Annotated in this window: 15 protein-coding genes; 8 read left to right on the top strand and 7 right to left on the bottom strand. The window is 64.8% G+C overall.

Annotation, left to right across the window (positions count from 1 at the left end; genetic code table 11):
• The first annotated feature begins 113 nt into the window (after positions 1 to 113).
• The 6 genes from AB0O52_RS06710 (at position 114) to AB0O52_RS06735 (ending at position 6145) form a co-directional block, all read left to right on the top strand.
• Positions 114 to 1535 carry a PspC domain-containing protein gene (locus AB0O52_RS06710; protein WP_364535122.1) on the top strand — a complete coding sequence of 474 codons (1422 nt, stop codon included), beginning with the start codon at positions 114 to 116 and terminating at the stop codon, positions 1533 to 1535.
• Between the two features lies 1 nt (position 1536).
• A complete protein-coding gene (locus AB0O52_RS06715; RefSeq protein ID WP_364535125.1) occupies positions 1537 to 1839 on the top strand; it encodes a hypothetical protein in 303 nt (100 codons plus the stop codon).
• A gap of 45 nt (positions 1840 to 1884) precedes the next feature.
• Positions 1885 to 2142, top strand: a complete 258-nt coding sequence (locus AB0O52_RS06720; protein ID WP_364535127.1) for a PspC domain-containing protein — start codon at positions 1885 to 1887, stop codon at positions 2140 to 2142.
• Between the two features lie 258 nt (positions 2143 to 2400).
• Positions 2401 to 3426: an ATP-dependent 6-phosphofructokinase gene (locus AB0O52_RS06725; RefSeq protein WP_364535130.1), complete on the top strand. Its 1026-nt coding sequence runs from the start codon at positions 2401 to 2403 to the stop codon at positions 3424 to 3426.
• Positions 3427 to 3505: 79 nt separating this feature from the next.
• Positions 3506 to 5335 carry a lipase family protein gene (locus AB0O52_RS06730; RefSeq protein ID WP_364535133.1) on the top strand — a complete coding sequence of 610 codons (1830 nt, stop codon included), beginning with the start codon at positions 3506 to 3508 and terminating at the stop codon, positions 5333 to 5335.
• A 78-nt stretch (positions 5336 to 5413) separates the two neighbouring features.
• Positions 5414 to 6145 carry a GNAT family N-acetyltransferase gene (locus tag AB0O52_RS06735; RefSeq protein WP_364535136.1) on the top strand — a complete coding sequence of 244 codons (732 nt, stop codon included), beginning with the start codon at positions 5414 to 5416 and terminating at the stop codon, positions 6143 to 6145.
• 80 nt (positions 6146 to 6225) lie between these two features.
• Here the strand turns inward: AB0O52_RS06735 and AB0O52_RS06740 are convergent, their stop codons facing one another.
• The 7 genes from AB0O52_RS06740 to AB0O52_RS06770 form a co-directional block, all read right to left on the bottom strand.
• Positions 6226 to 7743 (bottom strand): DHA2 family efflux MFS transporter permease subunit, encoded by a 1518-nt coding sequence (locus tag AB0O52_RS06740; RefSeq protein WP_364535139.1) that lies wholly within the window; start codon positions 7741 to 7743, stop codon positions 6226 to 6228.
• A gap of 54 nt (positions 7744 to 7797) precedes the next feature.
• Complete coding sequence (locus AB0O52_RS06745; RefSeq protein ID WP_364535142.1) at positions 7798 to 8358, bottom strand: PadR family transcriptional regulator; 561 nt, start codon at positions 8356 to 8358, stop codon at positions 7798 to 7800.
• Between the two features lie 90 nt (positions 8359 to 8448).
• Complete coding sequence (locus AB0O52_RS06750) at positions 8449 to 8862, bottom strand: ankyrin repeat domain-containing protein (RefSeq protein ID WP_364535145.1); 414 nt, start codon at positions 8860 to 8862, stop codon at positions 8449 to 8451.
• A complete protein-coding gene (locus tag AB0O52_RS06755; protein ID WP_364535148.1) occupies positions 8859 to 9944 on the bottom strand; it encodes a folate-binding protein in 1086 nt (361 codons plus the stop codon). Before AB0O52_RS06755 ends, AB0O52_RS06750 begins: the two co-directional genes overlap by 4 nt.
• Before the next feature lie 22 nt (positions 9945 to 9966).
• On the bottom strand, positions 9967 to 10689 hold the full coding sequence (locus AB0O52_RS06760; RefSeq protein WP_364535151.1) for a flavodoxin family protein: 723 nt from the start codon (positions 10687 to 10689) through the stop codon (positions 9967 to 9969).
• Positions 10690 to 10775: 86 nt separating this feature from the next.
• On the bottom strand, positions 10776 to 11375 hold the full coding sequence (locus AB0O52_RS06765; RefSeq protein ID WP_364535154.1) for an FABP family protein: 600 nt from the start codon (positions 11373 to 11375) through the stop codon (positions 10776 to 10778).
• A gap of 166 nt (positions 11376 to 11541) precedes the next feature.
• Positions 11542 to 12276 carry a permease gene (locus tag AB0O52_RS06770; RefSeq protein ID WP_364535157.1) on the bottom strand — a complete coding sequence of 245 codons (735 nt, stop codon included), beginning with the start codon at positions 12274 to 12276 and terminating at the stop codon, positions 11542 to 11544.
• 312 nt (positions 12277 to 12588) lie between these two features.
• Between AB0O52_RS06770 and AB0O52_RS06775 the strand changes: the two genes are divergently transcribed.
• Together AB0O52_RS06775 and mshD are read left to right on the top strand one after the other, a co-directional pair.
• The gene (locus tag AB0O52_RS06775; protein WP_364535160.1) at positions 12589 to 13287 is read left to right on the top strand and encodes a response regulator transcription factor; all 699 of its coding nucleotides are present in this window, start codon (positions 12589 to 12591) and stop codon (positions 13285 to 13287) included.
• Between the two features lie 247 nt (positions 13288 to 13534).
• Entirely contained in the window at positions 13535 to 14506 is a 972-nt protein-coding gene (mshD, locus tag AB0O52_RS06780) for a mycothiol synthase (RefSeq protein ID WP_364535163.1), read from the top strand.
• The last annotated feature ends 34 nt before the right edge of the window (positions 14507 to 14540 follow it).

Below are 14540 nucleotides of genomic sequence, written 5' to 3' on the forward strand. Positions count from 1 at the left end.
ACACGTATCAGGGCCTTCGGCGCCCGCAGCCAAGGCATCTCAGGGGGCCACTCAGGGAACGTTCAGGGTATCCCCCAATAGAGGGCGGCGTCGCCGGGCGGCAAGATCGAAGTATGAACGCGAACAGCATGAATCCCGAGGACTCCGGACAAGCAGCGGAGCCCGGACAACCTGCAGAATCCAGCCATCGGGCAGGAACAGGCTCGGCGGAAGAACCGGCCCAGCCGAACGCCGGCAGCGCCGGCGGCACGGCACCGAACAACGCAGTGCCCGCTCCCCCGCAGAACTTCTTCAACTGGATCCGAAGCCAAGGCATCAGCCGCGGCCGCGACCGGTGGATGGGCGGCGTGGCCAGCGGCATCGCGCACCGCTTCGGCATCGATCCATTGATCGTCCGCGGCATCTTCATCATCCTCACGCTCTTCGCCGGCATCGGCATCCTGCTCTACGGCCTCGCCTGGGCGCTCCTTCCCGAACCCGATGGCCGCATCCACGCCCAGGAGGCCGGAGCAGGGCGTTGGTCCGCCGGCATGACCGGTGCCCTCATCACAACCATCATCGGATTGCCAAGCCTTGGCCACGGCTTCTGGGGCTGGGGCTGGAACGGCGTTCCAGGAATCCTGTGGACGCTGTTCTGGGTAGGCGGCATCATCTATCTGGTCTACTTCCTGGTCCAGCGCAGCAAACCCCGTAACGGAAGGCAGACTCCGGCCGGCCCTTACGGCGCAGTTCCTTACGGCGCAGTTCCTTATAGCGCAGGTCCGTACGGCTCAAGTGGTTACGGGACCGGCGCTTACGGGGCCGGTGCTTACGGGACCGGCGGCCCGGCAACCCCCTCGGGCCCTGTCAATCCCGCAGGTCCCTACCCGCCGGCTGGCGTTCCCAACCGCCCCGAGCGGCCGACGCGGCAGGGACCCGGCGCGGCCATCGTGGCAGTCTCAGCAGGGGCAGCCCTGCTGGCCGGCGGAACGCTCAAGCTGCTCGACGCCGGCAATGTCATCCAACTGGGTGACGCCGCCAACGCGGTGGTCTGGGCCACGGGCGCCGCAGTCCTTGGTCTCGGCATCCTTGTTGCGGGGCTTCGTGGCCGCACATCGGGGCTGCTCGGCTTCCTGGCCGTTGCGACGCTGGTGATCGGGGGCATATTCAATATCGCCCCCGCCGCAGACCACTTCCGTCTCCAGAATGCTCAATGGAATCCGGTGAGCATCGACGATGCCCGCAAAGGCTTCGACATTACCGGGGCCAACGGGACGGTTGACTTGACCAAGCTGAACCTGAGCGCACCGCTGAGTTCCGACGTCGTGGTTCCGATGGACGTGACCGCAAGCAATATCAAGCTCCTCATCCCCGCGACCGTGCCGGTGGAGGTCCAAGCAGACATGACCTTCGCGAACCTCAAGCAGGACGGCAGCGCCGTCACCCAAAGCAACGGTGGCACCCGGGACAGCTTCAACACGGGCAAGCCCGGCGCCAAGCTGGTCGTCAAACTCAACGGCACCTTCAGCAATGTGACCGTCCAGGAAGGAAACTGACATGAGCACCCACGAACCCACGCGGGCATTTGAAACGGCGCCGGCACCGGAACCCACGGCGCAAACCGCCCAGGCCAGGGTGAGCACGGTGGTCTGGGGGCTGGTTGTGCTGGCACTCGCAGCTTTGATCATCATTTCAAAGCTCGGCCTCGTGGCGCTCAACGGCAACTATGTACTGATCGGGCTCATGATCGGGGCCGGCGCGGCACTCGTGATCGGAGGCCTTTTGTCGGCCCGCTCCCGGAAGGGCAGCGGATCCGGCCCGGACTCCGGGGCTGGATCCGCCGATTCCGGCCACCCGTAACAAGCAGCACGTGACAAAGCAGCCACAACAGGGAAGGCTCTAGCCATGAACAAGTTCTTCAGCATCGTACGGGGCATCGGCCTGAAGCGCGGTCCGCAGCGTTTGATCGGAGGCGTTTGCGGCGGGATTGCCGCCAAACTCAACGTGGACGTGGCCTACGTCCGCATTGGCTACCTGATCTTCTGCCTGCTCCCCGGGCCCGCCGTGATGATTTATGTGGTGGCATGGCTGCTGCTTCCCAACCAAAGCGGCACCATTGCGCTGGAATCCTTCCTCAGCCAGCGCTCGCAAGGCAGGAATTAGCACTAGCACGGCCCCGGGTTTACGGGCCGGCGGGTTCACCAGCGCTCCGCCAATGCGGCGGGGCGCCGCGCTCGTTAAGCCGGATTCCATAAGCCGGTCATTTAGGCCGGGCTTTCCAGTCCGATTTCCACGTTGTTTCAAAAGTCTCATCCCCGGCGACGGTCATGTTTGTGTCGCACCCCACATTGCCCCCTACAATCGTTGTGAGCTCAGCGTGGCGCTCTGCACGTATACCTCCTAGCCAGGATTTGAGCCCTCATGAAAATTGGAATCCTTACCAGCGGTGGCGACTGCCCCGGACTGAACGCCGTCATCCGCGGCGCCGTCCTCAAGGGAATCGCCATTCACGGCCAGGAATTCGTCGGTTTCCGGGACGGTTGGCGAGGCGTCGTGGAGGGCGACGTCATTGACATTCCCCGCACCATGGTCCGCGGTATCGCCAAGCAGGGTGGAACCATCCTCGGTACGTCCCGCACCAACCCGTTCGAGAACGGCGGCGGGCCGGATGTCATCAAGGCCCACATGGACCGCCTCGGCATCGACGCCATCATTGCCATCGGCGGCGAAGGCACCCTGGCTGCCGCGAAGCGCCTTACCGACGCCGGGCTAAAGATCGTCGGTGTCCCCAAGACCGTGGACAACGACCTCGACGCCACCGACTACACCTTCGGGTTCGACACCGCAGTCCAGATCGCCACTGAAGCAATCGACCGGCTCCGCACCACTGGAGAATCCCACCACCGCTGCATGATCGCCGAGGTCATGGGACGCCACGTCGGCTGGATTGCCCTGCACGCGGGCATGGCTGCCGGCGCGCATGCCATCCTGATCCCCGAGCAGAAGGTCAGCATCGAGCAGATCACCGAGTGGGTCCAGGAGGCCCACGATCGTGGCCGCGCGCCGCTGATTGTTGTTGCCGAGGGGTTTGTTCCCGAGCATATGGAAGCCCCGCACTCCGAACGCGGACTGGACACCTTTGGCCGGCCCCGCCTGGGTGGCATCGCCGACCAGCTCGCCCCCGAGATCGAGGCCCGCACCGGCATCGAGACCCGCGCCACGATCCTCGGCCACATCCAGCGCGGCGGCGTCCCCTCGGCTTTTGACCGCGTCCTGGCCACCCGTTTGGGCATGGCAGCCACCGATTCCGTCGTGGAAGGCCGCTGGGGAACCATGGTGGCCCTCAAGGGCACGGACATCGAGCACGTTGGCTTCGAAGCTGCCCTCGGCAAACTCAAGACCGTCCCCCAGAACCGCTACGACGAAGCCGCGGTACTGTTCGGCTGAGCGATCGAAGCCCTCGTCAAAGGGGGAAAGGTGTGATTTGCTCGTCACAGGCAACCAGCCGTTAGAAGGGGGAACCACGGTGGGGGAAAGCCAGGGGACGAAGGCGGGCGAAACACGCTACAGGGCTCGGGCGTTGCCCTTCCTGGCATCGAAGTGGCCGGGGCGGGTGCGCGTCCTCATCGGCGTCGCGGCGATTGTGCTCGGCGTCCTCCTGGTCTCCCGGCCCTCCAGCTCGCTGCAGACGCTCACCGCCTACACAGGACTCAGCCTGGCCCTCTCTGGAGTCGGCGACCTGCTCGATGCACGGGTCATGACGGGACGCCGTCCAGCCTTTGAATCCCCCTGGGTTCACCGCGTCCTCGGCGGCTTTTGGATCTGCGCCGGCATCCTGATCGCGCTGTGGCGGGGCCTGGCGATGGATGTGCTCATTGTTGTGGTGGGGGTCTCGCTTGCGCTGTCCGGGGGCCTGCGGATAGTTCGGGCCCTTCGCGGCGGGACAGACTCGCGAGCCGCTTCGGCGCTCTTGGGCGTGTCCGATATCGTGTTTTCCTCTCTTGTGTGGTGGTGGCCAGACGTGACCCTGTTGCTGGTCGCGGCCCTGTTCGGTGTCCGCACGGTCCGCTTCGGGATCTCGCAGCTGGCGCAGGTTTTCCAGGAGAGGCAGCAGCCTCGCCCTCGTGGTGCCGTGGGCGGTTGGCGTGCTGGACGATGGCCGAGGCTCCTCGGCGCTGTTGCCGCGTTGGCGTTGGCACTGGGCTGCGCAGGAGTCGGGGTTCAGCTCCGAAGCGGATCGCCTGCCCTGGAGCCGTTCTACACAGCCCCCGCTGATGTGCCCGCGCAGCCAGGCCGGCTTGTGCGTAGCGAACCGTTTGACCGGGCCGTCCCAACAGGAGCGCGAGCATGGCGGATCCTGTACACGACGACGAACACGGCCGGATCCCCGGTGGTGGCCAGCGGCCTCGTCATCGTTCCTGTGGCTTCCGTCCCCGGCGGCCACAAGGTCATCGCGTGGGCCCACGGCACAACCGGGTACGCCCGGGACTGCGCTCCTACCCTCCTGACGGACCCGCTGGGTTCGGGGGCGTTCCCGTCTCGGGACGCAGTCATTGCCAATGGATGGGCGATCGTATCGACTGATTACGCCGGGATGGGCACCGGCGGTCCCCAGCCCTACATCATCGGTGAAGGCGAAGGTCGCTCGGTTCTGGACTCGGTCCGCGCCGCACGCCAGCTCAGCGAGGCCCAGCTGAACCGCGAGACGGTGGTGTGGGGCCATTCGCAGGGTGGGCATGCCGCACTGTGGAGCGGTCAGATTGCTCCGGCCTACGCGCCCGATGTCCGGCTGGATGGAGTAGTGGCGATGGCTCCCGCCAGCGACACGATCGGTCTTGTGCGGAGCCTTCCCTCCCTCAAGGGCGGCAGCGCGCTGGCAGCATTCGTCATCGCCGCCTACAGCGCCACGTATCCTGACGTGAACTTCAACTCGTACGTGCTGCCTTCGGCCCGGACCATGGTGCGCGAGATGGCGACTCGATGCCTCTCCAGCCCGGATGAGTTCGTCTCCATCCTCACGGCATTGTCGCTGGATAACGACCAGGGCATCCTCGCCGCCGATCCGGCGCAAGGCCCCTTGGGTGCGAGACTCCGCGAAAACATTCCCACAGGGCATACCGAGGCCCCGCTGCTGCTAGCCCAGGGCCTTGCGGACCAGCTCATCCGCCCCGACATGCAAAGCGCGTACGTTTCCTCGCTCTGCGCCGCTGGAGAGCACGTCGACTACCACCAGTTCGCCGGCCGGGACCACCTCTCCCTCGTCGCTGACACCTCCCCGCTGATGCCCCAACTCCTCAGCTGGACCACCGATCGTTTCGCCGGGAAGCCTGCCCAGGCCTCCTGCACCCGGTCTTGAAGCGTCTGGGTCCCGCAAGCGCGGAAGTGCAAGCAGGCGATTCCTCTTCCGATTCCAGGACTGCCTAGACTCGATGTCATGGAACTTGATGCGGGATCGGCGGAAATTGTGCTGCTGGCCTGGGCCCGGCATTTAGGGTTCGACGACGAGGCCTTCAGTTTCGTCTCCGGCTCACCTGCCGCCCGCGGCGAGGAGCGTCTTGTCCGGGAAGATGACGACGCGGGCTCCATCACCTTCGTGAGGCTCTTTGGCCGTTCCGCTTTGGTAGGCCCCGCGTGGGCGGTGGCAGCCGCCGTCGAGCTCTCGGACGATCAACTGAGCGAGCACTCCGCGCTGTTGCGGATCAGCCGCGAACACGGCGGCCATGGACTCGGGACGTCGGCGCTGCTGTTCGCCGACGACCTTCCCCTCTTCCAGCCGGGCGGCGAAGTCACCGTCTCCCACGGCCATCCGGAGGCGATCGAGTTGGAGGGCAGGTGCCCGCCGGACGACGTCAATGAAGTCCACCTCTCGAGGATGGACCACCATTTCACCGTGATGGATGGCAACGAACCGGACCGCAAACCGGTGGCCTGCGGCGCCTATGCAGAATGGCAGGGGATCCTCGCAGACATGGGGGTCCTGGTGCCGCCCGAATTGCGCAGGCAAGGACTCGGAACCCTCGCTGCTTCGATCGCGGCCCACGAGGCACTCGCCTCGGGCCTGACACTGCAATGGCGGACCGCGCTGGATAACCGGGGTTCCATGGCCCTGGCCAGAAGGCTGGGATTCGTCGACGGCGGTATCCAGACCTCCGTGCTGCTCCGCTGACGCCCTCCCTTGACCGCGAGTTGGCAGATGATGCCCTCAAAATCGAATTTTGAGGGCATCGTCTGCCAGTTCGCGCGGGGCTAACCGTCTTGCGAAACAGTCTCAGGCTTGGCTGCGGCCGGGGCACCCCAACCCTGGACGGCCTTGGGCTTGCCGAAGAACAACGCCGCTACCGCGCCCAGCAGAATCGCAAAGGCCGGCAGCAGGACCGACTGGCTCATTGCCGTCGAGAAGCTGTCATGCAGGAATTCAGGCAACTTGCCGGTAAATCCGCCTTCACCTGCCGGGGCGGCCCCTGGCGGAGCCGCGGGCAGCTCCGCCGCGAGCCGGGACTGGATGAGGGCGGCAATAGCGGCCGATCCCAGCACCGCACCGATCTGGCGCGTCGTGTTGAAGACACCGGAGCCGGCTCCCGCTGAGCGCGGCGGGAGGTTGCGCGTAGTGGCGTTGGAGACCGGGCCCCAAATGAAACCGTTGGCCACACCCTGGAGAGCGCTGGGCAGCAGGAACATCCAGATGGGAGTGTCCGGTTTCAGGAGCGTCCCGGTCCAGAACAAGGCACCCGACAAGCAGACGAGGCCGAAAGCGGCGAACCAGCGCGGGTTGATCCGGTCGATGAGCTTGCCAACGAAAGGTGCCAGCGCGCCGGAGATCACGGCCATGGGGATCATGAGCAATGCAGACTGCGTCGGGGACAACCCGCGGACTACCTGGTAGTAGAAGATGGTCGGCAGCGGGAACGCAGTGATGGTGAAGCCCACCGCCATGATGGTGGTGTTGCCCAAGGAGAAATTGCGGTCCTTGAACAGCCCCAACGGCAGCAAGGGTTCGCCGCCGCGGCGCTCCAGAAGCCACTGCCACCATACGAACACGGCCAGGACAACAAGCCCGGTGATGATCAGTCCCCACACGGTAATGGGTCCGCTGACGGTGCCCCACTTGTAGCTTTGGCCTTCCTGGATGCCGAAGACCAGCAGGAACATGCCTACTGCGGACAGCAGGACACCCACGACGTCGAACTTGTGGCTGTGCGTGGTCAGCTTCGGTACCAGCCTGGTCACGAGGACGAAGGCAACGACGCCGATGGGAACGTTGACGAAGAAGATCCACTGCCAGCCGAGGCCGTCAACCAACACACCACCGAGGATCGGGCCGACGAGGATGGCCATGCCGGCCGTGGCGCCCCAGAGGCCCATGGCCGCGCCGCGGCGGTCCGGCGGGAAGATCCGGGTGATGACGGCCATGGTTTGCGGCGTCATCATGGCCGCGCCGATGCCCTGAACCACCCGGGCCGCGATCAGCGTGCCGATGTCGCCCGAGAGGCCGCACCACAGCGAAGCCAGGGTAAAGACCACGAGGCCGATCAGGTAGAGGTTCTTGGGCCCGAAGCGGTCACCGAGCCTTCCGGTGATCAGCAACGGTACTGCGTAGGCGAGGAGGTAGGCGCTCGTCACCCAGATGACGGCATTGATATCGGTATGCAGGCCCTCCATGATCCGTGGGTTCGCCACGGAAACAATGGTCGTGTCGATCAGGATCATGAAGAACCCGACCACGAGGGACCACAGTGCGGGCCACGGTTTAGCTACGTTTTCCATGGGATTCCTTTGACTGTGCTGAATTTCTTGCAAGTTGGTGCGTGGGATGGGCTGTCACCATGGCAACTGCCCGCTGCGGAGATCATTCTGGAAGCTGCGTATCCAGTCGATTTCCGTCCGCAGCATGGTCTGCTGGTACTTGACGTCGATCCAGAACTTGGGCTCGACGCCTTTTGCAGCGACAGCTTCTTCACCCCGGACCAGGAAATCGAGTTGGTTTTCCAGGTTCGCCACGCGACGGTCCAGGAGGTCGAGTACGACGCCGGACGGCAGGTTGTGTGCCTCGGCGATCGCGTGCGGGAAGACCGGGTATTCGTTCACGGGTTCCGCCAGCATGTCCTGGAGGCGCTCGGTCAGGGCGTCCCTGCCGGTCCCGGTGATTCGGTAAGTGGTGCGCTCGGGCCGGTTGCCGGCACGGTCGATACCTGTGGACTCGACCAAACCCGCCTCTTCCAGGCGGCCGACTGCGTGGTAGAGCGTACCCGGGCGGACTTTGACCAGGCGGTCCTCGTGGCGGGCCATCAGGAGCTGGTACATCTCGTATGGATGCATCGGCGCCTCGACAAGGAGGGCCAACGCAGCGACGCCAAGTGGAGTCAGCGCGGCTCGTGCCATTTCCCCATCCTCCATACGAACTATTCCACAACAACTATTCCACATGGAATATTTGAGCGCAAGGCAACCGCCGCAGCGAGGCGGTCAATACTATCCGAGCAGTCCGAGAATCTCCGTGCGGGCAAACATCCGGGCGGCTTCGCGCGCCGTGGGGGCGCCGGCGTCAGGATCGGCCCCGGCGTCGATCAGAACGCGGGCCACCTCGGTGTACCCCTTGAAAACTGCGCCGGCCAGCGGCGTCTGGCCGCGGTCGTTCGCGCCGTTTGCCTCGGCGCCGTGGTACAGCAGAAGCTGAACGGTTTCAGCGTGGCCATGGTATGCGGCCAGCATCAGGAGCGAATCGCCCGCGGCCGTCCGCATTCCAACCGGCGCGCCGGCATTGAGGTAGCTGCGCAGGAGTTCCGAGTTGCCTTCCCTGGCGGCGTCGAACAAGGTGTGCGCCAAAGCGATGGCCTCGTCATCGGCACCCGTCGCTTGGGCGTCGGCGCCCGTCGTTTCGCTCATCGGTGGGGTCCCTTCAGGAATCCGGTCTGGCGCCCCACCACCTGTCCGGCATCGGGCGCAACGATTACTTCCTGGGCGGCCGGATAAGGCTCCTCGCCGTCCAGCACGGTCAGCACTTCCTGCGGGTCCACAGACCGCTTGATGAGCGCCAGTCCTATTGCCCCCATCTCGAAGTGCTGGGCCACGGATGTCAGCGTACCCACCTTGCGCTCTCCGGCAAATACGACGCTACCCGGCGCCGGGAGGGTGTGCTGCGAGCCGTCCAATTGGAGGAAGACGAGCCGCCGGGGCGGGTGTCCAAGGTTGTGGACGCGGGCGATGGTCTCCTGGCCCTTGTAGCAGCCCTTGGACAAGTGGACCGAGGTCCGCAGGAGATCGAGCTCGTGCGGGATGGTCTTCTCGTCCGTCTCCGCGCCGAGCCGGGGACGCCAGGCGGCGATGCGAAGCGCCTCCGCGGCCAACGAGCCGGCGAGGGCCATACCCTCAACGGCCGCTTCAAGCTCGGCCGCGGGAATGAGGTACTCGAACCAGGGACGCTCCAGGCCGGGATGGGAGCTTTCCTCCACCACGCTGTAGGAGTAGCCGCCGACGCCGATGTGCGGCCACGGATCCTCCCACACGAGCCGTCCGGACCAGGCGTCAACAGGCTTGGTTGAGCCGACGACGGCCCAATCGGCGGACACGTCGGCCACCTCGACGCGCAACATGAACCGCATTTTGTCGAGCCACTCCGCCAGCGGAGCGGCCTCGGCGGCCTCGACCAGCAGCCAGGTGGTCTCGCCGTCGTCCACCACGCGGGCGTCGAACTCGATGCGGCCCTGGATGGTGAGGAGCAAAAGCTCGCTGGAGACGCGTGGCTGGAGGTTGGTCAGTTGCTGCGAGGAAAGAGTGTTGAGCCAGCTGAGGCGGTCCGGTCCGGTGACCGTGACAACGCCCCGGTAGGAAAGGTCGACGACGGCGGTGCCGGCGGCGAGTGCGCGCTGCTCACGCAGGGGCTCGCCGTAGTGGGCCGCGACGCCGGAGTCCTCGCCGCCGCCTTCGACAGCTCCGGGGCGCGACAATAGGGGGCTCTTGTAAGTCATATGTAGTAGAAGTCCTTGGGGCTCAGCGGTATTCCGGGTTTTCAAAATCGAAGCGCGTGCCGGCTTTCCATTCATCCGGGAGGTTGCCGTAGGCAGGAATGCCGCCTACGTCCTTGAGCATCCGGGCGTAGTGGAGCAGGTTCCAGGTCATGAAGGTGGTGTTCCGGTTGGTGAAGTCGCTCTCGGGACCACCGGATCCTTCGTCGAGGTAGCTGGGTCCGGGGCCCACGGCCCCGATCCAGCCGGCATCGGCCTGGGGCGGAATGGTGAAGCCGACGTGCTGGAGGCTATACAGGACGTTCATTGCGCAGTGCTTGATGCCGTCCTCGTTTCCGGTGATCAGGCAGCCGCCGACTTTTGGATAGTAGGCCCATTGGCCTTTGCTGTTGAGCTGGCCCGAATGGGCGTAGAGCCGCTCGATGAGCTTCTTGGTCTGGGAGGAGTTATCGCCCAGCCAGATAGGACCGGCCACCACCACGATGTCGGCCTCAAGCACGGCCGGATACAACTGGGGCCATTCATCCGTGGCCCAGCCGTGTTCGCGCATGTCCGGATAGACGCCGGCGGCAATGTCGTGGTCCACCGTGCGGATTACGCGGGTACTGACGCCCTGCTTTTCCATGATGCGCCGGCTGAGAGCAATCAGTCCGTCGGTATTGCTCACTTGCGGGGATGGTTTGAGCGTCCCGTTGAAAAAGACGGCCTTGAGATCGTCATAGCGGGCGGGCTTTGTTGCTTCGTTCACTTGCTGCTCCCCTTTGGTTCGGACTGCGAAACGGGACGTTCAGTGAGACCTCTTCGGTGAGACCTTGAAGCCAGGGAAAAGCCCTCCTAGGAGAGCCTGTTCAGGAAAGCCGAAGCGTGGGCCTCGAGCGACTTACCCGGAGTGGACACATCCCAGCGCCACAACAGATTGCCATCGACGAGTCCGAAGATCCGTGTGGCCGCAGTGTATTCCTTGGAGTGGCCGCCGCGCATCACCATATCGGTGCTCATCTGGATCTGCGGCCCCTTGATTTGGCCGTAGTACAGCTCGCTGATGCCACCGGGATGGGCGATCGTCACGGCGATGTCGAACCCGCCGTCGGCGTTCCGGTGGGCCTCGACGTCGTCGGCCGTCTTCAAGACGGGGACGATCTCGGCGGGAATCAGGCCGGGGCCGCCGTCGGCGTCGAGCATTTTCCGCTCCAGGGCCCAGAAGCCTGTCTCCACGGTGAGCGGCCGCAACTTGGTGCCGTCCTCGTCGCTGAGCCAGCTTTCGGCGCGGTACTCCAGATACGGCAGACCGTGGTGCGTAAAGGAGACATGCTGGATGAAGTGTTCCGAGTCTTCCTCGCCGCTTCCAAGCCGTCCCCGGCCTTCCCACTCACCAATGAGCCAGGAAAGGGGTACCAATTCGGGTGTCAGGTCGGAAGGGAGTTCGATGGGCACAGCAATTACCTCAGTGGACCGGAAGGTACAGAAGCTCTACTTCTGGCCCTTGAAGAGACGGTAAACGACAAAACCAGCGAACCACGCCATCGAGAGGCTGGCCAGGCCGAGGAGGACAAGGAAGAAGATTTCAAATGCAAGTACGGACATGATGCCATCCTAACTGTTAGTAGATGAGTAGTTTGTCGATGAAGTAGCACAACGCGCCAACCGCCCAGACGGGGGCGACGCCCATTCCAAGGACAGCCGGGAAATTCAGGCGGCCGAGCCGAAGGGTCACCATCCGGCGGAAACTGACCAGGACCGAAGCGATGGCGACGCCCACTACGATGGCAGCCACGATAGCGATGTTGGAGAACACCAGGCCGGCCAGCGGAGCCACCAACCCGGCAGCCACGATGCCCAAAGGCGCCACGACGCGGTCCGGCCAGCGCAACAAGCCGGCGAGCAGGGCGACCGCCGCGCTGAGGGCGGCGACCAACACCATTTCCTTGATCCCGTTGAATCTCGCCCCCGCAATCCAGCCCGCGCCAAGGCAGCTCAGCAGGACGCCGGCGCAGCTACCAAGGGTGGATTCGAGCCGTTGGGCCTGCCCGGTTCCGCGAATCAGCTGGACGACGAACACCGCGATCACGCCTGCGGCGATGAAGGCGGGAGTTGCGTCGAGAAATCCGGGGGCTGGCATCAATCCGGCTGCCAAGGCCGAACCGGCACCGCTCAGCCCGATCACCGCGGCAAGGGTCTTCTTGGCGGGAACCGCCAGAAAATGGGGCCAGCCGATGCCTACCGCGGCCGAGGCCAGAATTCCGACGGCGACCAGGCCTTCCGTGGGGCCGTAAGAGCTGGCGACGAAAACCGCGAGCGCCGCGAGGCCGACCACGCCGATGCTCCAAGACTTCACTGCGCCCCTGACCTCACTGTGTCCCTAACCTCACTGCGCCCTCGTGGGATCCTCGATGGGCCCCATTTCGTTCCAGGCTGAGAGCAACCTCCTGCCAATCCTGCCTTATGCGGCACGAATATGTCGCAAACAGGGGTTGAAGGTGACACGAATCCCTGACGTTGCAGGGGCCTTTGGGTATACTCGGTTGTCAACAGCGCTTCTTGTTGCAACGCTTCCGTTACAACGGAACCACGCCCCATAAGCAGCTACCGGCCGGTGGAAACCCGGTTCAGACGCCCGATGATGCGCGGACCGCCCATTGGAGGAACTATGTCGCACATCCTGCTCCTGACGAACAGCACCGGCTCGTCGGTAGACATCCTGCCCGCCTTGGAGCTATTGAACCACCGGGTCCACATCCTTCCGGCAGAGCCAACGGCCTTGCTCGAAACCGACCCCACCGACGTCGTGTTCCTCGATGCCCGCAAGGACCTCGTAGGAGCCCGCTCCTTGACCCAGCTGCTCAAAGCCACGGGCTTGAGCGCCCCCCTGATCCTGATCCTCACCGAAGGCGGCATGGCTGCCGTCTCTTCCGCCTGGTCGGTAGATGATATCGTCCTCGACTCCGCAGGGCCGGCCGAGGTCGAAGCCCGGATCCGCCTGGCCGTGGCCCGTGCCATCCCCGGCGAAGAGGAGGCCAATACCGAGATCCGGGCGGCCGGCGTCGTGATCGACGAGGCAAGCTATACGGCCCGCGTGAACGGGCAGCCGCTCAACCTGACCTTCAAGGAGTTCGAACTCCTGAAGTACCTGGCCCAGCACCCGGGCAGGGTGTTCACGCGCCAGCAGCTTCTCACCGAGGTGTGGGGCTACGACTACTACGGCGGCACGCGCACTGTGGACGTCCACGTCCGGCGCCTGCGTGCCAAGCTGGGCGCGGACCACGAGAACCTCATCAGCACCGTCCGCAACGTCGGCTACCGGCTGACGTTGGCCCGCTTGCCGGAAGATGAGCTCACGGAGGCCTAGGCTTCGAAAGCCCAAGCTGCGAACGCAGGGAAGGCCCGGACTCACTGAGTCCGGGCCTTCCCTGTGCTTGAGTAGCGGAGTGCTTGAGTGGAGGACATACGGGTCGAACGTATCGAGGCCACCCCACTGGTGGATCCCCCTCGTATCCTGCTTCGCGAAGCCGGACGAGATATAGACCTTACACGGCCAGGACAGTGCCCGCAAAATCCATCCCGCCAAACCGGCCGGAGGCGTATAGCCTTGCAGCATGAGCCTTGCGCACCCGGAGAACTGGCCCGTCCTCGTCGTCAAAGGCGCCTCGGATAACGAGTTGTTGAAAGACATCAAGACGCTCGCCGCAGCTGCCGAAGAGTCCGACGGCAATCCCCCGCTGTCCGAACAGACCCTGGTCATGCTGCGCGGAGCAGATGCCGGCGACCACTCTGTGCTCACGCTGGCCTTGTATGCTCCGGACGAGCAGTCCGATCCGGCGAGCGGGCAGGATCTGGCGGGAATCGCCGTCGTGGTTGAAGCGGACGACGGGACCGGGGTCCTGGAAATGGCAGTGCACCCCAGCTACCGCAACCAAGGTGTCGCAGGCCGGCTGCTGGATTCACTCCAGTCCAGCCGCGGGCTCGAGGGGCTGAACGCGTGGTCCCATGGGAACCACGAGGCCGCAGCGGAGCTTGCGGCCCGTTACGGCTACGGCCCGGCGCGCGAACTGTGGAAGATGCGGCTCATGTCCTCCACGGCGGAACTGCCCGACGCCGGCCTGCCTGAGGGAGTTTCACTGCGCGCCTTCGTGCCGGGCCAGGATGAGTCCGCCTGGCTGGCAGCCAACAAGGCAGCATTCGCCCACCATCCCGAGCAGGGTTCCCTGACCAGGGCCGACCTGGAAGCCCGGATGGCCGAGGACTGGTTCGATCCCGCAGGTTTCCTGCTGGCTGTGAACCCGGCCGGGGAGCTGCTCGGATTCCATTGGACCAAGGTGCACCCCCGGAGAGGACCCCATCCGGCTATCGGCGAGGTTTACGTCGTGGGCGTGACGCCTGCGGCCCAGGGGCTGGGGCTAGGCAAGGCGCTCACTGTCGCCGGGATCAGGTATCTCCAGAGCCACGAGTTGCACTCTGTGATGTTGTACGTGGATGCCGACAACACCGCGGCCGTTGCGCTGTACCAGAAGCTGGGCTTCGTCCGCTGGGACGTCGATGTGATGTATGCGCCGTTAACCCGGAAGTGACCCGGAACCGAGGCGTATCTGAAAGGCTAGGACA

Source organism: Arthrobacter sp. NPDC080073, from assembly GCF_040686575.1.
GTDB lineage: Bacteria > Actinomycetota > Actinomycetes > Actinomycetales > Micrococcaceae > Arthrobacter.

What these genes read in the sequence shown, in the direction of transcription:
- AB0O52_RS06755 (WP_364535148.1), bottom strand. Translation starts at nt 9,944, where the DNA reads ATGACTTACAAGAGCCCCCTATTGTCGCGCCCCGGAGCTGTCGAAGGC.
- AB0O52_RS06715 (WP_364535125.1), top strand. Translation starts at nt 1,537, where the DNA reads ATGAGCACCCACGAACCCACGCGGGCATTTGAAACGGCGCCGGCACCG.
- AB0O52_RS06750 (WP_364535145.1), bottom strand. Translation starts at nt 8,862, where the DNA reads ATGAGCGAAACGACGGGCGCCGACGCCCAAGCGACGGGTGCCGATGAC.
- AB0O52_RS06720 (WP_364535127.1), top strand. Translation starts at nt 1,885, where the DNA reads ATGAACAAGTTCTTCAGCATCGTACGGGGCATCGGCCTGAAGCGCGGT.
- AB0O52_RS06710 (WP_364535122.1), top strand. Translation starts at nt 114, where the DNA reads ATGAACGCGAACAGCATGAATCCCGAGGACTCCGGACAAGCAGCGGAG.
- mshD (WP_364535163.1), top strand. Translation starts at nt 13,535, where the DNA reads ATGAGCCTTGCGCACCCGGAGAACTGGCCCGTCCTCGTCGTCAAAGGC.
- AB0O52_RS06745 (WP_364535142.1), bottom strand. Translation starts at nt 8,358, where the DNA reads ATGGCACGAGCCGCGCTGACTCCACTTGGCGTCGCTGCGTTGGCCCTC.
- AB0O52_RS06740 (WP_364535139.1), bottom strand. Translation starts at nt 7,743, where the DNA reads ATGGAAAACGTAGCTAAACCGTGGCCCGCACTGTGGTCCCTCGTGGTC.
- AB0O52_RS06735 (WP_364535136.1), top strand. Translation starts at nt 5,414, where the DNA reads ATGGAACTTGATGCGGGATCGGCGGAAATTGTGCTGCTGGCCTGGGCC.
- AB0O52_RS06725 (WP_364535130.1), top strand. Translation starts at nt 2,401, where the DNA reads ATGAAAATTGGAATCCTTACCAGCGGTGGCGACTGCCCCGGACTGAAC.
- AB0O52_RS06775 (WP_364535160.1), top strand. Translation starts at nt 12,589, where the DNA reads ATGTCGCACATCCTGCTCCTGACGAACAGCACCGGCTCGTCGGTAGAC.